The organism is Flavobacterium sp. RHBU_3, assembly GCF_046613565.1.
In the GTDB taxonomy this organism is placed as follows: domain Bacteria; phylum Bacteroidota; class Bacteroidia; order Flavobacteriales; family Flavobacteriaceae; genus Flavobacterium.
This window is the reverse complement of sequence record NZ_JBKJHC010000001.1, coordinates 173,024-196,770: the sequence shown is the minus strand read 5'-3', so window position 1 is coordinate 196,770 and position 23,747 is coordinate 173,024. Positions and strand designations below refer to the sequence as shown.

The window sequence follows — 23,747 nt, the reverse complement described above, 5'->3', positions numbered from 1 at the left end:
TTGATTCTGTTTGAACCAAATATAAGGAAGTTCGGTTATTTTTTCCTGGTTCCGCGGTAATACCCCACAAAATACCCGAGAACTGCACAAATAACAGCCGGCAGGTAAATCATCAGGTTAAAAACAAGATTAGCTATCCAGCCCGCTAACAGGCACACCCCTACCAGGACAATAATAAACACAAAGTCGTTTGATTTCATAATTGATGGTTTATAGACAACCCCTAAGGTAGTAAAAATAAAAAAGCCTGACACTATTTGTATCAGGCTTTGCGTGGAGCGGAAGACGAGGCTCGAACTCGCGACAACCAGCTTGGAAGGCTGGAGCTCTACCAACTGAGCTACTTCCGCTTTTGTGAGTGCAAATATATGCAATATTTTCGAGCCCGTGCAAGTGTTTTTGCAAAAAAATTACAGAAATAAATCACATCTTATTTTAACCAATTTATTTCTAAACTGTTAACCAATATACCACCGCAAAATAAATTATCTGAAAGGAAAATCATCTCCCACACCGGCGTGCTTTACCAGTAAACACAGGCCTTTTGCATCACCGAATTACGAGATGCTCAAAACCGACCTACTTATTTAAGAATATAACAAAAAATAAACACTGATTTTTAATAGTTTACAATTCGGTTTTCTTATCTTTATTAAGAAATTTATGTGGCCGTGCCACGGAAACCCGGCCAAACGATAAGCCTGCTCGCGGAGCACTCTGTACCACCAACCGGGCCCAGCGGTAATGCCATAGTATTTCAATGTATAACCAATCATTGTGAACTATGAAGAATTCTGCCTATATAGCAGGAATACTGTTGCTGTTTGCTACTATTACATCCTGCCACAACATGGGAAGGACAGATATGCTGCCCCAGGACAAACCCGAAAACACCGCTTATCTTAAAAACACCGCACTGCCTTTGGCCGAGAGCACTTTGAAAGCATCAGCCGAGGAAGTACAGTCGTTTTATACCCTACACAATAATACTACCGTATGGACGGATGCCAAGAACCGTATTGCCCTGCAAAACGAAATAGCCAACCTGGAAGCAGATGGGCTAACCCCTAATGACTACAACCTGGGCTACCTGAAAGATTTTGAAAAACTACAGTCGATAACAGAAGACGAAGCCAGGCGTTATGACATAATGCTTACCGAAGCGTTTATAAAAGCATCTACCCACCTTTTTAAAGGCAAACTGCGCCCTGCCGATGTGTATGCCAACTGGTCGTTGCCCGATAAGCCTTTTGATGCTGTAAAACTCCTTACCGAAGCACTGGAAAACCACAATATTAACGACGCCATAAACCGCTGCCGTCCGCGCCACGCCATATACCAAAGCCTGCGCAGCAGCCTGGCCAACCTTAACGAACTACCCAGCGACAAAGACCTGCCCAAAATAGCATGGACAGCCACCATAAAAAAGAAAGATTCATCGGCAACGGTGTGCATTATAAAACAACGCCTGCAATACTGGGGCGACCTTAAAACAGACAGTATTACCAATACCTATGACAAGGCTACAGCCAAAGCCGTAAGGCGTTTTCAGAGAAGGCACGGGCTATCTATTACCGGAACGGTAAACCAGCGCACCGCCACAGCCCTAAATATAAGCCGTGACAAACGCCGCGAGCAGGTAATAGCCAACCTGGAACGCTGGAGGTGGTATGCGTATGATTTTGGAAACAAGGCATTGCTTATAAACATCCCCGATTATAAAATGGCGGTGGTAGAAAACGGCAAAGACACCGTACAAACCTATAATGTAGTAGTAGGGAAACCCGAACGCGCCACCCCGGTACTGCAATCGGCTATAAATGCCGTGGTGCTAAACCCAACCTGGACAGTACCTCCTACCATTATTAAGGAAGACCTTACCCCTGCCGCCACAAAAAACAGGGATTACTTTGCCAGCCACAACATGACCATTTACAAGGATACCAATGTAATTTCTGCTGAAGACTGGAATCCAGCAAAATACAACAACTACCGTTACGTGCAGGCGCCGGGCTATAACAACTCACTGGGATTGGTTAAGTTTAACTTTAACAGCAAGTACAGCGTGTACCTGCACGACACCAATCACCGCGACCTTTTTGCCTACCATTACCGCGCCCTAAGCAGCGGTTGCGTGCGCGTGGAAGACCCGCTAAAACTGGCAGAATATGTACTGGGCAACCAAAACAAAAAATGGACACGGAGTGAAATAGACCAGGTTACCACCGAAGGCGAAACCAAAAATGTGTACATAAAAAAATCCATCCAGGTACACCAGTTATACTGGACAGCATGGATGGATAAGGATGGGCTGCAGTTTCGTGATGATATTTACAGCCTCGATAAAACGCTATATAAAAAACTAAGACAAGATCTTTGATACTTTATCGTAGCTTGGGTGATAAATAAACAGGCACGATTTGCCTTTAATCAGGTTTATCACCTGTGCAGTAATTTCTTCAGGTATTGCAGGGCATCCCTGGCTGCGGCCCAGTCTGTGGTGTGCCCTTATAAAAGCATCGCTCACATAGTCGGCAGCATGCATTACCACTCCCCTGCCACGGGCATTGCTGTTAAGGCCGTTTTCCAGGCCGTCAAGTTTTAATGATTGTCCGTGCTTACCACTGTAAATTTCGCCGGTAAGATAAAAACCAAGGCTGCTTTTGTATGAACTGTCCGCATTGCTAAATGTGCTGGCAAATTCGTCTCCGCTGTTGCGCCCATGCGCCACAAGACTATTGTACAGCACCGTGCGGGTGTCCATATCTATAATCCAAAGCCTTTTTGTGTTTGATGATTGAGTAAAATCGATAACCGTAAGCAGGTCTTTTTTAATCTTGCCTTCTTCTTTTAGCAAATTATATCCTTCTATTGCTTTCTGGAAGCAGTCAAAGGCGGGCATTGATTCAGAATGTGCGTTGATTGAGTTATACAACAATTCTGTTTCAGTAAGATGGGTTACCGTTTCGGCAACGGGTGTTTCTGTTTTTGGCGCAGGGCCGTTAAAAGAACTGAATAAAAACAGTACAGACGTAAAAAAATTGTAAACCATTAGAACTCTCCTCTCATTTTATTTAACCTCGCCGCTAAATACGTTAAGAATAATTTAATATCCAAACACAACGATGTTAAAATCAATAATTTAACATTTCCATTTGGCAGGGATTCGTATCCTGTGCCCTTCCTTCTTCATTGGATAATCCTAACGCAAGTACAATGCCATTTATTGTTAATGGGTTAACATTTTTTTATGACAAGTATTAAAGTTTAATCTTAGGTAAACAGATTTTGGTTTAAAAACAGTAACTTTAACGCGCATTATTTGTGCATATAATGCACAACATTCCTATAGACACATAATTAACTGAAGATGAATAAAAAAGTTATCTTAATGATACTTGACGGCTGGGGATTATCGCCAGATCCTAAGGTATCGGCACCGGACAATGCTAATATTCCGTTTATAACCAGTTTACCACAAAAATACCCTCATGCCACCCTTCGTACCGATGGCCTAAACGTAGGCTTACCCGAAGGACAAATGGGTAACAGCGAGGTAGGACACATGAACCTGGGTGCAGGACGCATTGTGTACCAGGATCTTGTAAGGATAAACCTTGCCGTAGAAGATAAAAGTATAGCTAAAGAGCCCGCACTTGCCGATGCTTTTGCTTACGCCAAAGAAAAAAACAAAAAGGTACACCTGCTGGGCCTTGTATCAGACGGTGGCGTGCACTCGCACATAAACCATATAAAAGGACTTGTTGATGCCGCTAAAGACAACGGCGTAGACAACGTATTTATACACGCCTTTACAGACGGCCGCGATGTAGACCCAAAATCGGGCGCTGCCTTTATTGCCGATCTTGAAGACTATATTAAAGACACTCCTGCCAAACTGGCAAGCCTTGTAGGCCGTTACTACGCTATGGACCGCGACAAGCGTTGGGAACGCGTAAAACTTGCATATGACCTACTGGTAAACGGCGTGGGCATACCAAGCACTAACGCAGTAGAAAGCATTAAGAAAAGTTATGCCGAGGGTGTAACCGATGAGTTCATTATGCCAATAGTAATGACCGAAGACGGACAAACACCACTGGCTACCATAGCACCGGATGATGTGGTTATTTTCTTCAACTTCCGTACAGACAGGGGCCGCCAACTTACCGAGGCACTGAGCCAGTTTGACATTCACGAACAAAACATGCACAAACTGCCGCTGTACTTTGTTACCATGACAAACTACGACGACAACTTTAAGGGCATAAACGTTATATACGACAAGGACAACCTTACCGAAACGCTGGGCGAAGTGGTAAGCAAGGCCGGTAAAAAACAGATTCGTATAGCCGAAACTGAAAAATACCCGCACGTTACCTTCTTCTTCTCAGGAGGCCGCGAGGAACCTTTTGAAGGCGAAAGCCGCATACTGCGCAATTCGCCAAAGGTAGCCACGTACGACCTTCAGCCGGAAATGAGCGCTTACGAACTTAAGGATGCGCTGGTTCCTGAACTGCAAAAAGGTGAGGTGGATTTTGTATGCCTTAACTTTGCCAATGGCGACATGGTGGGCCACACAGGCGTATTTGAAGCTGCGGTTAAAGCTTGTGAGGCTGTAGACGAATGTGCCAAAGGCGTTATTGAGGCCGCCCTGGCTAACGGCTACACTACCCTTGTAATAGCCGACCACGGTAACTGCGAAACCATGATAAACCCAGACGGTAGCCCTAACACGGCGCACACCACTAACCCGGTTCCGTTTATTGTGGTAGATAATGATATTAAAGAAGTACACGACGGTGTGCTGGGCGATATAGCTCCTACCATCCTTAAGCTGATGGGCATAGAGCAACCTGCTGCCATGACAAGGCATGCACTTGTTTAAAAAGCCACTGAGCTGCTGAGTTTCTTAGCCGCTGAGCCAAAATACAGCCGCTGCACGAATGTGTGGCGGTTTTTTTATGGCATAAATATTTATGAGTGAAGCTGCTCCCTCCCTTTTGGTGAGGGTTTGGGTGGAGCTTAAAAAAAGGAAAACCCGCAGGATTCACCCAATACCTGCGGGTTTACACAACTACAACTATAAATCTAAATAAATTCTAATGCAATTCTAATGGTATTCTAATTTTGAAACAGCCCTCGTGGAATAATCTTTGTTTATCTATGCAAAATTAAATAAGGTGTACGCCGCAAAACATGATAATCATCATGACTGATGCATTTTCCGGAAAAATTTCCGGGTAGTTCATAAGGCAATGCAAACGTACCTAATGTTAACCAATAATATATTTAGACAAAGGATATGACCCCATTAAAAAGATACTACAACCTGCTGAAACTGGACAAGAAAGATGTATACCAAATCATCTTCTACGCAGCTTTTGCGGGGCTTATAAGCCTGTCGCTGCCACTGGGCATACAGGCCATTATTAATTTTATACAAGGCGGGCAGGTAAGCGTATCGTGGATAGTGCTGGTGGTACTGGTTACGGTAGGCGTGGCATTTGTAGGCATACTATCGCTTATGCAGCTGCGCATTACTGAGAACCTGCAACAAAAAATATTCGTGCGCTCGTCGTTTGAGTTTGCCTACCGTATGCCGAAGATTAGCTTTAAAGGTATGCACAACCACTACGCGCCGGAACTGGCAAACCGCTTTTTTGACACCCTCACCATACAAAAAGGAACATCAAAACTGCTGCTGGATTTCTCAACAGCATTGCTTCAAATCATACTGGGTATCATACTCCTGTCATTATACCACACAGTGTTCATCATCTTTGGCATACTATTGCTTGGGTTGCTTTACGCCATACTGCGTTTTTCGTATGACGAAGGTGTAGATACCAGCATGAAGGAGTCTAAATACAAGTACAAGCAGGCGTACTGGCTTCAGGAAATAGCCCGTAACCGCAACAGCTTTAAGCGCAAGGACGGTATGGACTACGCCCTTGACAAAAACGACCACCTGGTAGGCGACTACGTAGGCTTCAGGGAAAAACACTTTGGTGTGATAAAAAGGCAATTTACCCAGCTTATTGTATTTAAGGTGCTTATTACTGCCGGATTGTTGTCTGTCGGCGGTTTCCTGGTGCTGAGCCAACAGATGAATATCGGTCAGTTTGTGGCTGCCGAAATCATCATACTACTGGTATTGAATTCGATAGAAAAAACCATAACCGGCCTGGAAACATTGTATGATGTACTTACGGCTGTAGAAAAAATAGGCCAGGTAAGCGACCTTGAGGTAGACCAGCCTACAACTTCGCAACCTATAGACAGTACGCACGGACTGACACTGGATACCGATGAAGTTACCTTCCGCTACCCTGACGGCGAAAAAGACGCTCTGAAAAAAGTGAGCGTAAAAATCACCCCTCGCGAAAAGGTATTTGTAAGTGGCCGTAACGGTTCGGGTAAAACCACACTGCTGCGCATCCTTAGCGGGTACATGCACCCTACATCGGGTATTTTCCATGTAAACAACAGCAACTATAATAAAATAGACACTGACCAGTACCGTTCGCTCACCGGCATAGTGCTTCAGGGCGAAACGCCGTTTCACGGAACATTACTGGAAAACCTGAAGTTTAACGACCCTACCATTACCGATACCGATATAAAATGGGCCGTAGAAAAAATGGGGCTTACACGCTTTATAAAGGATTTACCAAAAGGCCTTGATACCGCAATACACCCCGACGGCAGGCAGCTAACCGCATCGGTATGCCGCAAAATAATGCTGGCACGCGCCATAGCCGGCAAACCGAAAATACTGTTCCTGGAAGACCCTACCGAAAGTATGGACAGCCAGAGCGCACATGAGATAATTGACTTTTTATTTGACCCTTCACACGACTGGACTGTAATAGTTTCGTCTGTAAACGATTACTGGAAGCAACGCTGCGACAGGCTTATTGAAATGGAAAAAGGAGCTATTGTAAACGATATAAAACTATAAGGGCATGCTGAACATAACAGAAAAAAACGCTATTCCGTTTGACGGCTCACGTTTTAAAACCGTAAACGAGCTGAACAACAGGCCACACTATAAAACACTAAAAAGGATAATCATCGCCTTTTGCATCATGCTGGTGGTAATTGTATTCCTGCCATGGACGCAGAACATTAAAGGCGGCGGTAACGTTACCACCCTGAAACCCGACCAGCGTCCGCAAACCATACACAGCGTTATAGGCGGCCGTATAGAAAAATGGTACGTAAAGGAGGGCGACTTTGTAAATAAGGGAGACACCATACTTTTCATATCGGAGATTAAAGAAGATTACCTGGACCCTAACCTGGTACAAAACACCGGCGACCAGGTAAATGCCAAACGCATGGCACTGGAATCGTACGGTGGTAAGGTAGAGGCTCTGGAAACCCAGATAGGCTCACTGCAAAAAGAACAGAAGCTAAAGCGCGAACAGGCCGAAAACAAACTAAAGCAATCGTTGCTTAAAGTAAAAAGCGACAGTATGGACCTTGAGGCCGTGCGTACCCAGCTTCGCATTGCGCAAACACAGTTTAACCGTGCCGTAAACCTGAATAAGGAAGGCCTGAAACCGCTTACCGATGTAGAAGAAAAACGCCTGAAGCTACAGGAATCGGAAGCAAAGATCATTACGCAGGAAAACAAATTGCTTAGCGCAAAGAACGACTACATAAACGCACGGGTAGAAATAAACAGGCTTTCTGCTGAGTATGCCGAAAAAATATCTAAGGCAAACAGCGACAAGTACACCGCTCTTAGCAGCCAGTACGACACCGAAGCACAGGTAAACAAGCTGCAAAACCAGTACGTTAACTACAGCATAAGAAATGGGCTTTACTACATAAAAGCCCCGCAAAGCGGCTATGTAAACAAAGCCATACAGGCGGGCCTTGGCGAAACCATTAAAGAAGGCACCTCTATAGTAAGCATTATGCCTGCGGGCTATGAAATTGCTGTAGAAACCTACGTAGACCCGGTAGACTTGCCGCTTATACACCGCGGCGAAAAAATCAGGGTATGGTTTGACGGATGGCCTACCATAGTATTCAGCGGATGGCCGGGTATTAGCTACGGTACCTTTGGCGGACGCGTGGTGGCTATAGAAAACTTTATTAGCCCTAATGGCAAATACCGCATACTGGTAGCACCCGATAAAGACGAACACCCGTGGCCTAAGGAACTAAGCATAGGCGCAGGCGCACAAACCGTAGCCCTGCTAAATACGGTACCGGTATGGTACGAAATATGGCGAACCCTGAATGGTTTCCCGCCGAATTATTATTTACCAAAAGATGCTTCAGCCGCAAAGGATAAAGCAAAAGATAAAAAGTAAGCAACAACGTATGCAAAAATTAAAGAATATAACTACCCTTTTGGCACTGCTGCTGTTTGGCATTGTGGCGCACGCACAGAAGTTGGATAAAGACATCCTTACTTTTGACGAGTACCTGGGGTATGTAAAAAAATACCACCCGGTGCTGAAGCGTGCCAACCTGGAGCTGAGCAAGGCACAGGCAGCACTGCTACAGGCACGTGGGGGCTTCGACCCAAAGATTGAGGTAGACTACGACACTAAGCGCTTTAAGGATTATGAATACTACTCCCTGCTGAGCAGCAGCTTTAAAATACCTACCTGGTACGGCATTGAAATAAAAGCTGCGTTTGATAACAGTGAGGGTGTATACCTCAACCCTCAGAATACGTTGCCAAACGCAGGGCTAACCTCGTTGGGTATTACTGTGCCTATCGGGCAGGGACTATTTATTAACCAGCGTATGGCAGATGTGCGTTCGGCTAAATTGCAGCAGCGCCTTAGCGTAGCCGAAAGGAAGCTACAGGCGGTTGCGGTACTATACGATGCTTCGGCGGCGTACTTCAACTGGCTGAAAGCCTATAAAGAAGCAAAAATGTATGCCGATTATCTTGAGTATTCGCAAACCCGTTATAAAGGCATCCTGAAACTGATAGAACAGGGAGATAAGCCTGCGATAGACAGCGTGGAATCGGGCATTACCATAAAAAGCCGCCGCCTGAGCCTGGTGGATGCCAAACTGAAACTGACCAAGGCACGCCTGGAACTTTCTAACTATCTGTGGATTGAGGATGTGCCGGTAGAGATATCGGAAACCCTGGTACCCCAGGACAACCTTACAGGTACCATAGACGAGTCGCTTAATGCGACTGCCTTTACACAAACAGACAGCATTTTGGCAAACCACCCGAAGATACAGGCTATGGAAACTAAAATTTCGATGCTGGATGTGGAGCGTAAGCTAAAAGCGAATATGCTGTTACCCAAACTGAATGTGGGTTACCATTATATTTCGGAACCGTCGTATGTAGACCAGTTCCGTTTTGAGGACTATAAGCTTGCGGTAAACTTTAGTTTCCCTATCCTTCTGCGTAAGGAGCGTGGTGCGCTGAAGCTTGCTAAAATTAAAATACAGGATGCATCGCTGCAACTGCACCAGGAACGCCTGCAACTGAAAAACAAAATCGATTCGCAACAGGCTGAGATTACCGCCATAGCCGAACAGCGCGAGGTAATAAGCGGGCTGGTAAACGACTACAGCACCATGCTGAAATCGGAAGAACGTTTGTTTTCATTTGGCGAAAGCTCATTTTTCCTGATAAACACGCGCGAAAACAACCTTATAAGCGCACGCCTGCAACAGATTGCGCTGGAAAACCGTTATTTCTTCAGCAAGGCCGACTTGTTTAAAATCCTGGCTAATCCTGATTAAAGTAGTAGAAATTAGTTACTTTTGCAGCCTGATTTATACGAAACATGATTATACCTAAAACCCGCGAGGAAATAGAGATAATGCGCGAAAGCGCGCTGCTGGTAAGTAAAACACTGGGTATGCTGGCTACAGAAATAAAGCCCGGCGTTACTACCCTGCAACTGGATGCCATAGCCGAAGAATACATACGCGACAATGGCGCACTACCCGGATTTAAAGGCCTTTATGGCTGCCCAAGCACACTGCTAACCAGCGTAAACGACCAGGTGGTACACGGCCTGCCTACTAACCGCCCTATTGAAGAAGGCGATATAGTATCGGTAGACTGTGGTACGTTTATGAACGGTTATTACGGCGACCATGCCTATACTTTTGAAGTAGGCGAAATAAACCCCGACACTAAAAAACTCCTTGATATTACCAAAGAGAGCCTTTATGTAGGCATACGCGAATTTAAAATAGGCAACCGCGTGGAAGACGTAGGTAACGCCATACAAAAATTCACCGAAGCCCAGGGCTACGGCGTGGTACGCGAACTGGTAGGCCACGGCCTTGGTAAAAAAATGCACGAAGAACCTAACATGCCTAACTATGGTAAACGCGGACGCGGTAAGCTGTTTGTAGAAGGTATGGTTGTAGCTATAGAGCCTATGATTAACATGGGTACCAAAAACATTAAATACCTTAAAGACGGCTGGACGATTGTAACCCGCGACGGTAAGCCAAGCGCCCACTTTGAACACGATGTGGCTCTTGTAGACGGTAAGCCTGAACTGTTGAGCACCTTTAAATACATATACAAGGCACTGGGTATTGAGAGTAACGAGGAAGAGGAATTCAGGAAAGTGCCGCTGACGGTGTAATCAAATATTTAAGACCATCTTTTAGACTTCAAAAGTAACACAGAGATGCACAGAGTGAGCTCAGAGATACGCAAAGATTTTCTGAGTTAACCTTCGGTTAAAGATAACAGAGCTATACGAAATGTGCCGATAGGGCACCTGCTTTCTAAGCAGGCGGTCATAGAAAATTGAGAAAACATAATGGAAATAAATCAATTGACACATAAAATAATCGGTGCTGCCATTGAAGTCCATCGTAATCTCGGACCGGGACTTTTAGAATCTGCATACCGGGATTGCCTTGCTTACGAACTGTCTCTCCTGAATTTAAAAGTCGAAAAAGAAAAGTTACTACCTGTAAATTACAAAGGAATTGTACTAAATCAGGGTTATCGACTAGATTTGTTAGTTGAAGGAAAAGTAGTAGTTGAATTAAAATCTGTTGAAGAACTTACTGATATACATCAGGCCCAACTATTAACTTATCTTAAACTGGGTAATTACCCATTAGGACTATTAATAAATTTTCACACTAAGATATTAAAGAACGGTATTAAGCGTATCATCCACCACCCTTCAGAGAACTCCCATCCGCAGGATGGTAATCTATATTTTTAAAAACTCTGTGTATCTCTGAGCTCACTCTGTGCATCTCTGTGTTACTGTACAAACAAATGAAAAAGATATTTAAACTCATACTAAACACCATACCGCGCCCTCTGCTTATACGCTTAAGCTATGTAGCACGTCCGGTATTGGCATTAAGCCTTAAAGGCAGCACATACAATGACCCTATAGACGGGCGTAGTTTCCGCAGCTTTTTACCTTACGGGTACGGGCATCAGCGAAACAATGTACTATCGCCAAGCACACTGTCGCTGGAGCGCCACAGGCTGCTTTGGCTGTACCTGAAAAACGAAACCGACTTTTTTACGGCGCCGCACAAGGTATTGCACTTTGCGCCGGAACAGGCTTTTTATAAGCTTTTTCGTGGTATGAAAAACCTGGATTACACTACTACCGACCTCTACTCTCCCCTTGCAGATGTAAAGGCCGATATTTGTAACCTGCCGTTTAAAGACAACGAGTACGACATTATACTGTGCAACCACGTACTGGAGCACATACCCGATGACACCAAAGCGATGCAGGAGCTGTACCGCGTACTGAAACCGGGTGGCATGGCCATACTGCAAATTCCTCAGGACCTGAGCCGCGAAACCACGTTTGAAGACGACAGCATTACCGACCCTAAGGAGCGCGCGCGCATCTTCGGGCAATATGATCACGTAAGGGTATACGGCCGCGATTATTTTAATAAGCTGCGCAGCATTGGTTTCCGTGTGGAAGAAGCAGACTACACCAAAACACTGAACCCTCAGGATGTAGAGCGCTACTGCCTGGCTAAGGGTGAAATCATTCCGGTGTGTTTTAAAGATTGATTCTGATAAGAAACCAAAAATTTAGATAGTGAATCCCGTCAATGGCGGGATTTTTTCATGCCTACCCTTAAAGGAGCGGACACCAAAACAAGGCACATCCATTTTGCCTAATTTATTTACCTTTGCATTATACAATAAACAACATAACACTGCTCACCTCCGGCAGTTCCCCCCATTGGGGGTTAGGGGGCTTCTATATGCAAAAAAAGATACTATTATTAGGTTCGGGTGAGCTGGGTAAAGAATTTGTAATTGCCGCACAGCGCCTTGGCCAAACCGTTATAGCCGTAGACAGTTACGAAAACGCTCCTGCCATGCAGGTAGCCCACGGATTTGAGGTAATAAACATGCTGGACGGTACTGCACTGGATGCCATTGTAGCCAAGCACCAACCTGATTTTATAGTCCCTGAAATTGAAGCCATACGCACTGAGCGTTTTTACGATTACGAAAAACAGGGCATTACCGTAGTGCCGAGTGCCAAGGCGGCTAACTTTACCATGAACCGTAAGGCCATACGCGACCTTGCTGCTAAAGACCTGGGCCTGCGCACCGCTAATTACCGTTATGCCACATCGGCTGAAGAACTGCAAAAAGCAGTAGAAGCCGTGGGTATGCCGTGTGTTGTAAAACCGCTAATGTCCAGCAGTGGCAAAGGGCAAAGCACCATAAAAACAGCAACCGATATAGAAAAAGCATGGAAATATGCAGTAGAAGGCAGCCGTGGCGATGTGGTAGAGGTTATTGTTGAAGCGTTTGTAAACTTCAACAGCGAAATTACCCTGCTTACCGTTACACAAAATATGGGCCCTACCCTATTCTGTGCGCCTATAGGCCACAGGCAGGAACGCGGCGACTACCAGGAAAGCTGGCAGCCTGCACACGTAAGCGATAAAGACATAGCCGAAGCCCAGGATATGGCCCGTAAGGTTACTGAAGCCCTTGGCGGCGCAGGTATCTTTGGGGTAGAGTTTTTCCTGGCAGATGAAGGCGTGTACTTTAGCGAGCTTTCGCCAAGGCCACACGACACAGGCATGGTAACCCTTGCCGGTACGCAAAACTTTAGCGAGTTTGAACTGCACCTACGCGCCATACTTAGTCTTCCTATAGCCGAAATAACACTTGAAAAAGCCGGAGCCAGCGCAGTTATCCTTGCGTCGGGTACGGGAACGCCGGTATTTACAGGTGTGGAAAAAATAGCAGCATTGCCAAAAACCGATTTCAGGCTGTTTGGCAAGCCTACCACAAGGCCATACCGTCGTATGGGCGTAGCACTGGTAAGCGACTCACTACAAACCCCGGTAACCGAAATTGTAGAGAAAGCTAAAGCTGCCGCCGCACTGGTTAGTGTTACCGAAGCATAGGAGGCATGCATAATAATATAACGAAATCCCGCGTAAATGCGGGATTTTTGCTATAATATATTTTACAACCTTAACAATTTTAATAAATAGAATCCGTTAATTTTGTAAAACCTAAATCAACTCCATTTAATGAAAATTTCAAACTGTATCCCCGCATGTGCTTTAATGTTGTTGCTGGTTTCGTGTGCCGATGGCCCTGAGGATGTAGCTGAAGAGTTTGTAGAGGCTACAAATAAAGGAGAATACAACGAGGCACAGCAGTATGCCGATGAACCTACATCAAAAATGCTGGGCATGATAGACCAGTTTATCCCCGAACTGAAAAAGAAAGAACTTTCGGCACAGGAAGTAGATGTTACCGTGCTTTCATCTGAAGTAAAAGACAGCATAGCCACCGTAAAAGTAGACTTGAAAATTAACGACAAGGACAATGGCATAAAAACCATAAAACTTATAAAAAAGGGTGATACCTGGAAGGTAACCGGCGGCAAGGAAAGCAACGGAGCTACTCAAGCACCTATGGCCAAACCTCCCAAACATATGGGCAAAGGGTAAGGACACCGCTGATACAGAAAATATTGTTTTAAAGGGTTGTTTTGTGAAATCAAAAATTTATCTTTACAAAAATTTAACAACCACGATTAGTATGAAAAAAATTATTGCAGTATTTGCATTTTTATCACTTGGACTTTTGGTTTCATGTGGTAACGAAAACGGACCTGAAGCTGTAGCTAAAAAATTCATTGAAGCAACAAACAAAGGCGAATTTGAAGAAGCTAAGAAATATGCTGACGAGCAAACCGGCCAAATGTTAGGCATGGTAGGTGGCATGATGACACCTGAGAAAAAAGAAGAAGCTAAAAAGAAAGACATTAAAGTAGAAATTGTTTCTTCTGAAGTTAAAGACTCTATTGCTACTGTAAAGTATAAACTTAGCGGTAAAGATGCTGAGGGTACAGACGAAAAGACGCTTTCACTTAAAAAAGTAGGCGATGACTGGAAAGTAACCATCAATAAAGAAGACAAGAACAAAGAAGGTGCTCCGGGTGCCGGCGCTCCTGCGGCTCCTGCTGCGGCTGACACTACTGCTGTACCTGCTGACACTGTAGCTGCACCGGCAGAATAATCTGTAAGATTACACCATGAAAATAAAAACCACTGCCCGCCTGAAAAAAACATTCATGCTTACGGCAGTGGTTATTTTATTATTAGTAGCCCTTTACCGGGGCTTTTTTTATGCCGATCACCTGTCTGAAGTGCATGCCGTACAGCATTACCGCAATGCCACCCGGCTTACCGCTGCCGATATGCAAAAGCTACAGGAAGGCGATTTTATACTAAGGCGTGGTTTCGGATTTTTTAGCGACTATGTAGCGTCCGACCTTAATACAGGCCCCATAGACGTTACCCATGCCGGCATACTGGTAAAGCGAAACAACCACTGGCAGGTTATCCACTCGTTATCGTCTGATGTATCGGAAATAGACGGGGTGCAAATGCAGCCGCTGGATACCTTCCTGAAATATTCGGCTCCCGATAAAATCATCATTACCCGTACTAAAAATTGTGATACTGCACTGGGCTGCAAAATAGGCCTCCTTGCCGATGCCTACCTTGCTAAAGGTATTCCCTTTGATCACAAAGGCACAATAGACGACGACCACGAGCTGTTTTGCACCGAACTCATCTGGAAAATACTTGAAAAAGACCTGCACCACGTGCAACTGCCGCAAGGCCATGAAGCCCGCGAAAAATTCTTCTATACCATGATGCCCATGTACAACATCCAGTACTTTGACATCATCATTAATCAATACGAAAAAAAGAACGCTGCCCTGCACACACAAAATGTACAGTAGCAGCGCTGCTATAATTGTATTTGTTTTTCTCTTATTTCTTTGCCTGCAATGAAAGGTTTCGGAACGCCGAAACGTTAATCACTTTTTCAGAATCGTTGTCAAATGATATGCTGATGCTGTCGCCCGCCTGGGTTACCGGCAGCTCGTTTGATATTTGAGATGAGCCGATAAAGATGCGCTTATCACCCGGAAGGGTAAAGTAATAAAAACTGTTACCATTTTTTATATCACTGTGTATACGCTCCACCACTGATTTTACCGCTTCCTTAGGGGTAGCCTGAGCGGGATTAATACGGTTATCGGCCATATTGTATACGTTTTTATATGCCATAAGGGTTTCCTGCATGGTATTACCCACACCCACTATGGTATAGTCGGCTATAGAAACCATAGCATACATTTTTACAAGGCCGCCATCGTCTTTAAGCGTCATTACATACGTAGGAATATTGTTTATGTTATACGGCACCGGCATAGAAGCCCTGTACCCCTTTTCCTGCACCTTACCTTCAGCTGATTGTTGCGCCGCATATTCGGTAGCACCGCTTTGGTTATAGTACGTAGCTTCTTTGGTTTTAGTATCTACCAGTACAAAGCCCACAGCAGACTCTTCCTTACCCACTGAGCTAAGCCCGGTATACCAGTACGATTTGTTATTTTCGCCGTATACGAGCGTCATGTCTTCGGTAATCTGCAGCTTACCTTCGCCGCTAAAGTTCCAGTAGCCACGCACGTATTCGCCCCAGTCGTTCAGCTGCTCTTCTACAAACTCTTGTGGCTGCACACGGTCTACCCATGCCGGGATATCGTTTACAGGGTGCTCAGTGATTTTACCGGTTGTGGCATCTACCACTACTATTCCAATGGCATCGTCACCCGATACGCCCACCTGTTTTTTAAACTTGGTCACTACCCAAAACGGGTTGCCCTCGTCATCCACCTCAAAGGTATAATCGGCAAGGCCTGTAGTAGCATAGCCATGAAAATACAGGTAACGTTCCAGGTCTTCAAAAAAGAACGATCCTGGCTGGTATTTTATGTTGATGCCTTTACCGTTCACTTTCTCTACCAGCTTCACGTCGCGCTCATTGGTCGCCGAAACCATCACATAACCCGGGGTTCCCTCGCGGTTATTGGCCCACTTAAAAAATCCCGAGTGCAACAGCGGAGCAACCCAGTACAACTGGCCGTTTACCTTTTGTATGCTAAAGGTGCCCAACGTAGCCTTGCTACCCAGTGCAGGTTCGCTGCCCAGTATTTTTTCGCCCAGCAGGTAGGCAAGATCCTGGTCTACCACACGCACATTATCTATATCCAGCGGAGTAATGTGGTGGTGCATATCGGTACCGTTTTTTATGGTGCCAATAAGCGCACGGTAGTCGCCACTACGAAACATGGGCGCACTGATTAATGCAGAGATAAGTATATAGGCAAACACCCCCGCCATAGTAAACAGCAGCGGGCGCATTATTTTAGACGGTTTTACGGTTACTTTTTTGCCCGAGGTTTCAGCACCCGATGTAGTTACCAGCAATACCAGTAACAGCACCAGGATAAAGAACGGCAGCTTCAGGAAGCCGAAGCTTATTACCGGCATGCCCAGATATATAAAAAAGAATGCTAACAGGAGCACAATAATAATGGCTGATTTTTTCATGTTTAGGTGTTTTGCTATATTAGTAGTGCCATTTTTAAAAATGTTACGACCTTTTAAAGGCAATTAATAAAATAATTCGGTATTTTGCCCGGTATGAAAATCCTGTTAGTAGAAGACGAACCCCAACTGCTGTCGGTAGTACGCAAAGGGCTATCGGAAAGCAACCACGATGTAAGCGCCGCCCTGGATGGGGCTACGGCACTGCAAATGCTTAAAACCAATACCTATGATGTAGTGGTGCTGGATGTGATGCTGCCCGACATTAACGGTATAGAAATTTGCCGACGCCTGCGGGCTGAAGGCAATAACGTACCCATACTGATGCTTACTGCGCTAAACAGCAGCGACAACATAGTTATGGGGCTAAATTCGGGGGCGGATGATTATATGGCAAAGCCTTTTAAGTTTACCGAGCTTGAAGCGCGCATTAACGCCTTGGCACGCCGTGCATCGCAGGAACCTAAACCTGCCGAACGCATTATAATAGCCGACTTGGAAATAGACCGCCGTACCAAATCAGTGCAACGCGACGGGCAACCCATAAACCTTACCGCAAAGGAGTTCCGCCTGCTGAATTACCTTGCCAAAAACCAGGGAACAATATTGAGTCGTGAAAAAATACTGGACAATGTGTGGAACATTAATTTTGACATGAATACCAATGTGGTAGATGTGTACATAAATTACCTGCGCAATAAAATAGACAAGCCCTTCGACCTGAAACTGATACATACCATAAAAGGCCTGGGCTACGTACTGAAGACATAACCACATGGAAATTAAAAAGAAAATCACCCTTACTTACATTGCCCTTAGTGGCATTAGTACACTATTGCTGTGTGTTATGGTGTTTTTCCTGTTTAGGTTTAACAATGAGTACTACTTTGTACAACGACTGGTAGACCGTGCCAAAATTGTATCTTCCATTCACTACCAGCACGACCCAAAAAAAGCGGAGTACTACCGTAACCTGAAAAAAAACGGCCTTGAGGAACTGATAGAAGAAAGCGATTATGTACTAAAAATAAACGGCCCCAGTTCGTTTGACTATAATACTGCCCTGCACCTGCCCCATGAATTTTATGACGAGGTAATGAAAAACGGCAGCAGCTATACCCAGTACCAGGGCTACTACCATTATGCCCAGATTTTTGACGAAAGGGGTATAAAATACATGGTTATTGTAGGCGCCCGCGACATAAGGGGCACACGTACCACCGTGTATGTAACGCGCATACTGCTGTTTGGCGGAATAGGCTTTATGCTGCTGGCGTACCTGTTTGGGCGGTTTTTAGCGCGCCGTGTTATCAATCCGGTTGCAACCATTACCAAGGAAGTAAAACGCATAAGCGCCAGCAACCTGCACAGCCGCCTGCCCATGCCCGATGCCGATGAAAACGATGCCATATACGACCTGACCCAAACGTTTAACAGTATGCTAAACCGCCTGCAAACGAGTTTTGAGTTGCAGGGGAATTTTATAAACAATGCATCGCATGAGCTGAAAACGCCTATAGCCACCATAATTGCCGAAAGTGAAATTGCCCTATTGAAGGAACGTGACACCGCCGAATATGAGGAAGTCCTGCAAAACATACACAAGCAGGCATCAAGGCTGGGCAACCTTACGGAGAGTATGCTGAAACTGACCCAAACGGGCTACGACGGCAACAAGCAGGTTATGGAAACCGTACGTATGGACGAACTGCTTATGGAGGTAATGAGCGGGCTGGATAAAACCCATCCGGGTAACCGGGTAACCCTGCGCATGGACGGCATGCCCGAAGACGAATCGCAACTCACCCTGTCCTGCAACCGCCCGTTGCTGGAACTGGCATTGGGTAACATTATTATAAACGGTATAAAATATAGCGATAACCACAACGTATTTGTAACCCTCTCGGCAGATGAAAAGGGAATTAAAATAAACGTGAGCGATATAGGTATCGGTATTCCTGCCGAAGACCTGCCACACCTGTACGAACCCTTTTTCAGGGGCAAGGAAGCTTCTAAATATACAGGCTATGGATTAGGCCTGCCTATGGCCATGCGCATTATAAAAATGCACAACGGCGACATGAAGGTGCAAAGCGAACCCGGAAAAGGCACTGAGGTGAGCATATTATTCAGCAGGCAAAAACACTAAGCATTAGAAATTCTAACGTAATTTCTAATACACTTTTAACCCCGTTTTAAATTGTTTCTAATTCCTACACGGTTCTTTTGTATCAGAGTCGTGTCATCTCTGTTTCAACACATCAGGACAATTACTGTAGGTAAATATATTGTTCTGCAACGATAACCCTAATTCCGGGCGATTAACAACTCAAATGAAATAGTACCGGCAGGTACTCTCTCTATTTATATATGAGGGTTCCGGTTATTATGTTTTTTTTGGTGAATCCCGCTTCGGCGGGATTTTTTTGTTTAGCCACGAATTTTCACTAATTGATTTCACATTACAATTCCTATTAGAGAATTTGTACCATTCGTGTAATTCGCGGCTCAATAAAAACAAAAAAAACTGCCCCGAGAGGCAGTCTTTAACTATTTAAAACGGATAAATTCTTATAGATCAAATCCCATGCTTACACCCAGTTTGGTAGCAATGAGTTTGGTGATGCGCTGTTTAAGTTCCGGTATGCGGATGCTGTCTATGGCTTCGTTGCTAAACGCGTACATAAGCAATGCCTTAGCTTCTTTAACCGGAATACCACGGCTGCGCAGGTAGAATAACGCGTCGTCATCCAGCTGGCCTATGGTACAACCGTGCGAACATTTAACGTCATCGGCAAAAATTTCAAGCTGAGGCTTGGCATTTATGGTAGCCTTTTCACTAATCAGTATGTTGTTATTCTGCTGGAATGCATCAGTCTTTTGGGCCTCGCGCTCCACGTATATCTTACCGTTAAATACACCTGTAGCGTTACCGTCAAAGATACCTTTGTAGTTTTGGTGGCTTTCGCAGTTTGGCTCAGCGTGGTGTACCAGTGTGTAGTGGTCTACGTGCTGTTTGTCGCCTATAATGGTAATACCTTTAAGCGTGCTCTCTATACGCTCGCCCTGGTGATAAAAATTCAGGTTGTTACGGGTAATATTGCCGCCAAACGAAAAAGTATGCACAGAAGCGTTGCTGTTGCGTTTTTGGGCTATGTAGGTATTGTCTACCAGGTTTGCCGATTGCTCATCATTCTGAATCTTGTAGTAATCTACATTAGCATACTCCTGGGCAAAGATTTCGGTAACACTGTTTGTAAGCACCGGATTGCCGTTAAGGCTCTGGTGGCGCTCTATGATTTGCACCTGTGCGTTTTCGCCTACAATAACCAGGTTACGCGGCTGTACCATAAGTGCGGCTTCGCTGCCGGTGCTCAGGTACATGATTTCGATAGGCTTATCGGCCACTTTGCCTTTTGGTATGTTGATGAAAGCGCCTTCGCTGGCAAACGCCGTGTTTAGCGATGTAAGCGTTTCGTCTTTACTGGCTATTTTATTAAAATAGGTATCTATAACCTCCTTGTACTTTGGCTTGGTCAGCGCGCTGCTCATAAGGCATACATCTATCCCATCGTGGGTAGTGCTGCTTAGGAACGAACTGAAAGCGCCATCTATAAACACCAGTTTGTAGGTATCTATCTGGTGCAGGAAGTATTTTTTTACGTCGGCATAGTTAAGAGCTGCTTCGCTCTTAGGGAACACGGTAAAATCGTGCTTAAGCACCGCGTTTAGCGATGTATATTTCCACGCCTCCTCTTTTTTTGTGGGGAAGCCCTTAGCCTCAAAATTCTTAATGGCTTCGGTACGGATGTCGTGCAGGCTGTGGGTTACATCTACACGTTCCTCAAACGCCATAAAAGACGATAATAGTTTTTCTTTAAGATCCATCTTTATAGTTTCAGGTTTCAGGTTTAAAGTTTCAGGTTGCTTACTCGAACCTCCTTAAACCACATCAGTCATTACTGAAATTTATTACCCTTGTAATCTTTCTTATTTAGGTAAACGATAAAATTATTAATCTTACCGCTTAATTTTTCATAGTCGCCTTTCAGGACTTCAAATTTTTCGGTAGAAATATATCCGCAATCCATCAGCCTGTATAACTGAGATCGGGTTTCTCCTGCCGAACCTTTTGCTATGGAAAGAAATTGCCAGAACTCAAGGTTACCGTCTCTTTCAAATCCTTCGGCAATATTATCCATTACCGAACCTGAGGCACGTTTAATCTGGCTTTTTAGTCCGAAATCACTATTTAATGGGGTTTCAATACTTATGGTATGAATCTCAGCCGCAAGCCTGCGTGCTTCTTTCCATATTTCTAAATCTTCAAAGCGTTGTATTGTAGCCATATTTACGTAATGAACTTTAAAAACAACATGAAACTTGAAACCTTAAACTAAATTAATTCTCCGCTTTAATCCAGTCGTAGCCTTTTTCTTCAAGCTCCAGGGCAAGTTCTTTACCGCCTGATTTTACAATTTTACCTTTGTACAGTACGTGTACGTAATCAGGTACAATATAATCGAGAAGACGCTGATAGTGGGTAATAACAATAACCGCGTTGTCTTTGCTGCGCAGTTTGTTTACACCGTTTGCCACAATACGAAGCGCATCGATGTCAAGACCTGAGTCGGTTTCGTCAAGGATAGCAACTTTTGGTTCAAGCATAGCCATCTGGAAGATTTCGTTACGCTTCTTTTCACCACCCGAAAAACCTTCGTTTAGCGAGCGCGAAAGGAACTTGCGGTCTATTTCCAGCAGTTCGCTTTTCTCGCGGATAAGCTTCAGCATTTCGTTTGCAGGCATTTCATCCTGGCCGTTAGCCTTACGGGTTTCGTTTATGGCGGTTTTCATAAAGTTAGTTACCGATACGCCCGGTATCTCTACAGGATACTGAAACGAAAGGAACACACCTTTGTGTGCACGCTCCTCAGGGGCTAGTTCGCCTATGTCTTCACCTTCAAGGATGATTTCACCGTCGGTTACCTCATAGTTTTCATTACCGGCAATAACCGATGAAAGCGTACTTTTACCAGAACCGTTTGGCCCCATAATAGCATGTACCTCACCGGCCTTAACCTCAAGGTTAATACCTTTTAATATGTCTTTGTCTTCTACCTTCGCGTGCAGGTTTTTTATACTTAGCATTGCTTTAAAGTTTCAGGTTTCAGGTTTCAGGTTACTTACTCGCACCTTTAACATCCACCCAATTATATTTAATTACTATTTTTAAATCGAAACGATGCCAGGGCCAACTTTCAAATAACTTGAAACCTGAAACCTGAAACAAATTATTTACCCCACACTTCCCTCAAGGCTTATCTCTAAAAGCTTCTGCGCTTCTACAGCAAACTCCATTGGCAGCTTGTTCAGTACGTCTTTACTAAAGCCGTTTACAATAAGGGCAATCGCCTTTTCTGTAGGGATACCGCGCTGGTTGCAGTAAAACACCTGGTCTTCACCAATTTTACTGGTCGTAGCTTCGTGCTCTATCTTAGCGGTGGTGTTTTTCGACTCAATGTACGGGAACGTGTGTGCACCACAGTTGTTGCCCATAAGAAGCGAATCACACTGAGAGAAGTTACGCGCGTTTTCGGCACGGCTTCCTATCTGTACAAGACCACGGTAGCTGTTTTGCGACTTACCGGCAGAGATACCTTTAGAGATAATAGTACTCTTGGTGTTTTTACCAAGGTGAATCATCTTGGTACCTGTGTCCGCCTGCTGGAAGTTATTAGTCACCGCAATAGAGTAAAACTCACCTACCGAGTTATCCCCTTTAAGTACACAGCTTGGGTATTTCCAGGTAACTGCCGATCCGGTTTCCACCTGGGTCCAACTGATTTTTGCGTTGGTTTCGCACAGACCGCGCTTAGTTACAAAGTTAAATACACCACCTTTACCGTCCTTGTTACCAGGGAACCAGTTTTGTACGGTGCTGTATTTTATTTCGGCATTGTCCAGGGCTATAAGCTCTACTACGGCAGCGTGCAGCTGGTTTTCGTCGCGGCTTGGTGCGGTACAGCCTTCAAGGTAACTTACATAGCTGCCTTCGTCGGCTACTACAAGCGTACGCTCAAACTGGCCTGTACCTGCCTGGTTAATACGGAAATACGTACTAAGTTCCATAGGACAGCGCACGCCCTTAGGAATATAACAGAATGAACCATCTGAAAATACAGCCGAGTTTAGCGCTGCATAGAAGTTATCCTTCTGCGGCACTACCGAGCCGATGTATTTTTTAACCAGTTCAGGGTGTTCTTTTATTGCCTCGCTGATAGAGCAGAAAATAATGCCTTTTTCAGCCAGTGTCTTTTTAAATGTAGTGGCTACCGATACCGAGTCCATTACAATATCTACCGCCACGCCGGCAAGCTTTTTCTGCTCGTCTATAGAGATACCCAGTTTCTTAAATGTTTCAAGAAGCTCTGGATCTACTTCGTCAAGGCTTTCGTACTTGGCTTTTTTAAGCGGTGCAGAATAGTATGATATAGCCTGGAAATCAGGCTTTTCGTAGCGCACGTTTGCCCACTCCGGTTCTATCATTTGTTCCCATGCACGAAACGCCTCCAGGCGCCACTCGGTCATCCACTGCGGCTCTTCTTTTTTAGCCGAAAGCGCGCGGATAATATCCTCGTTAAGCCCGTTAGGGAAGGTTTCGCTTTCTATATCGGTATAAAAACCGTACTCGTATTCTTTGTTCTCGAGTTCGATTTTTAATTCTTCTTCGGTGTACTTACTCATGTTTTTTTGTTTCAGGTTTAAAGTTTCAGGTTCCAAGTTACTTACTCAGACCCAAAAAAACCATGTAATATAATCTATGAATCTCCTGTAAATATTCAGGG

Annotated in this window: 21 protein-coding genes and 1 tRNA gene; 14 read left to right on the top strand and 8 right to left on the bottom strand. The window is 44.7% G+C overall.

Annotation, left to right across the window (positions count from 1 at the left end; genetic code table 11):
* Positions 1–35: 35 nt before the first annotated feature.
* Together ACLI1A_RS00900 and ACLI1A_RS00895 are read right to left on the bottom strand one after the other, a co-directional pair.
* Complete coding sequence (locus ACLI1A_RS00900) at positions 36–200, bottom strand: hypothetical protein (protein WP_411405112.1); 165 nt, start codon at positions 198–200, stop codon at positions 36–38.
* 74 nt (positions 201–274) lie between these two features.
* Positions 275–350, bottom strand: a tRNA-Gly gene (locus tag ACLI1A_RS00895).
* Between the two features lie 434 nt (positions 351–784).
* On the opposite strand from ACLI1A_RS00895, the gene ACLI1A_RS00890 reads away from it, so the two are divergent.
* Positions 785–2,380, top strand: a complete 1,596-nt coding sequence (locus ACLI1A_RS00890) for a L,D-transpeptidase family protein (protein WP_411405110.1) — start codon at positions 785–787, stop codon at positions 2,378–2,380.
* Here the strand turns inward: ACLI1A_RS00890 and ACLI1A_RS00885 are convergent.
* Positions 2,363–3,052, bottom strand: coding sequence for a murein L,D-transpeptidase catalytic domain family protein (locus tag ACLI1A_RS00885; RefSeq protein ID WP_411405108.1), 690 nt, complete (start codon positions 3,050–3,052; stop codon positions 2,363–2,365). The two genes, ACLI1A_RS00890 and ACLI1A_RS00885, sit on opposite strands and share 18 nt — an antisense overlap.
* A 318-nt stretch (positions 3,053–3,370) precedes the next feature.
* Between ACLI1A_RS00885 and gpmI the strand changes: the two genes are divergently transcribed.
* The 11 genes from gpmI (at position 3,371) to ACLI1A_RS00830 (ending at position 15,248) form a co-directional block, all read left to right on the top strand.
* A complete protein-coding gene (gene gpmI, locus ACLI1A_RS00880; protein ID WP_411405106.1) occupies positions 3,371–4,888 on the top strand; it encodes a 2,3-bisphosphoglycerate-independent phosphoglycerate mutase in 1,518 nt (505 codons plus the stop codon).
* Positions 4,889–5,305: 417 nt separating this feature from the next.
* On the top strand, positions 5,306–6,964 hold the full coding sequence (locus ACLI1A_RS00875; RefSeq protein WP_411405104.1) for a peptidase domain-containing ABC transporter: 1,659 nt from the start codon (positions 5,306–5,308) through the stop codon (positions 6,962–6,964).
* A 4-nt stretch (positions 6,965–6,968) separates the two neighbouring features.
* Complete coding sequence (locus ACLI1A_RS00870) at positions 6,969–8,330, top strand: HlyD family secretion protein (protein ID WP_411405102.1); 1,362 nt, start codon at positions 6,969–6,971, stop codon at positions 8,328–8,330.
* Positions 8,331–8,340: 10 nt separating this feature from the next.
* Positions 8,341–9,741 carry a TolC family protein gene (locus ACLI1A_RS00865; RefSeq protein WP_411405100.1) on the top strand — a complete coding sequence of 467 codons (1,401 nt, stop codon included), beginning with the start codon at positions 8,341–8,343 and terminating at the stop codon, positions 9,739–9,741.
* A 44-nt stretch (positions 9,742–9,785) separates the two neighbouring features.
* A complete protein-coding gene (map, locus tag ACLI1A_RS00860; RefSeq protein WP_411405098.1) occupies positions 9,786–10,604 on the top strand; it encodes a type I methionyl aminopeptidase in 819 nt (272 codons plus the stop codon).
* A 180-nt stretch (positions 10,605–10,784) separates the two neighbouring features.
* Positions 10,785–11,201 carry a GxxExxY protein gene (locus ACLI1A_RS00855; protein ID WP_411405096.1) on the top strand — a complete coding sequence of 139 codons (417 nt, stop codon included), beginning with the start codon at positions 10,785–10,787 and terminating at the stop codon, positions 11,199–11,201.
* Between the two features lie 56 nt (positions 11,202–11,257).
* A complete protein-coding gene (locus ACLI1A_RS00850; protein WP_411405094.1) occupies positions 11,258–12,025 on the top strand; it encodes a class I SAM-dependent methyltransferase in 768 nt (255 codons plus the stop codon).
* Positions 12,026–12,222: 197 nt separating this feature from the next.
* Positions 12,223–13,389, top strand: coding sequence for a formate-dependent phosphoribosylglycinamide formyltransferase (gene purT, locus ACLI1A_RS00845; protein ID WP_411405092.1), 1,167 nt, complete (start codon positions 12,223–12,225; stop codon positions 13,387–13,389).
* Positions 13,390–13,518: 129 nt separating this feature from the next.
* Positions 13,519–13,944 (top strand): DUF4878 domain-containing protein, encoded by a 426-nt coding sequence (locus tag ACLI1A_RS00840; RefSeq protein ID WP_411405090.1) that lies wholly within the window; start codon positions 13,519–13,521, stop codon positions 13,942–13,944.
* A 91-nt stretch (positions 13,945–14,035) separates the two neighbouring features.
* Positions 14,036–14,515 (top strand): DUF4878 domain-containing protein, encoded by a 480-nt coding sequence (locus ACLI1A_RS00835; protein ID WP_411405088.1) that lies wholly within the window; start codon positions 14,036–14,038, stop codon positions 14,513–14,515.
* Positions 14,516–14,531: 16 nt separating this feature from the next.
* The gene (locus ACLI1A_RS00830; RefSeq protein ID WP_411405086.1) at positions 14,532–15,248 is read left to right on the top strand and encodes a YiiX/YebB-like N1pC/P60 family cysteine hydrolase; all 717 of its coding nucleotides are present in this window, start codon (positions 14,532–14,534) and stop codon (positions 15,246–15,248) included.
* Between the two features lie 31 nt (positions 15,249–15,279).
* On the opposite strand, the gene ACLI1A_RS00825 is transcribed toward ACLI1A_RS00830, so the two are convergent.
* Entirely contained in the window at positions 15,280–16,905 is a 1,626-nt protein-coding gene (locus tag ACLI1A_RS00825; protein ID WP_411405084.1) for a hypothetical protein, read from the bottom strand.
* Positions 16,906–16,998: 93 nt separating this feature from the next.
* Here ACLI1A_RS00825 and ACLI1A_RS00820 point away from each other — a divergent pair, with 93 nt between their 5' ends.
* Complete coding sequence (locus ACLI1A_RS00820; protein ID WP_411405082.1) at positions 16,999–17,673, top strand: response regulator transcription factor; 675 nt, start codon at positions 16,999–17,001, stop codon at positions 17,671–17,673.
* A gap of 4 nt (positions 17,674–17,677) precedes the next feature.
* Positions 17,678–19,051, top strand: coding sequence for a sensor histidine kinase (locus ACLI1A_RS00815; RefSeq protein ID WP_411405080.1), 1,374 nt, complete (start codon positions 17,678–17,680; stop codon positions 19,049–19,051).
* Between the two features lie 422 nt (positions 19,052–19,473).
* Here ACLI1A_RS00815 and sufD read toward each other — a convergent pair whose 3' ends face one another.
* From sufD to sufB, 4 genes are all read right to left on the bottom strand, one after another.
* Entirely contained in the window at positions 19,474–20,790 is a 1,317-nt protein-coding gene (sufD, locus tag ACLI1A_RS00810; RefSeq protein ID WP_411405078.1) for a Fe-S cluster assembly protein SufD, read from the bottom strand.
* Between the two features lie 71 nt (positions 20,791–20,861).
* Positions 20,862–21,251, bottom strand: coding sequence for a four helix bundle protein (locus tag ACLI1A_RS00805; RefSeq protein WP_411405076.1), 390 nt, complete (start codon positions 21,249–21,251; stop codon positions 20,862–20,864).
* Between the two features lie 52 nt (positions 21,252–21,303).
* Entirely contained in the window at positions 21,304–22,050 is a 747-nt protein-coding gene (gene sufC / locus ACLI1A_RS00800) for a Fe-S cluster assembly ATPase SufC (RefSeq protein ID WP_411405074.1), read from the bottom strand.
* A 147-nt stretch (positions 22,051–22,197) separates the two neighbouring features.
* On the bottom strand, positions 22,198–23,646 hold the full coding sequence (gene sufB, locus ACLI1A_RS00795; RefSeq protein ID WP_411405072.1) for a Fe-S cluster assembly protein SufB: 1,449 nt from the start codon (positions 23,644–23,646) through the stop codon (positions 22,198–22,200).
* Positions 23,647–23,747 lie beyond the last annotated feature (101 nt).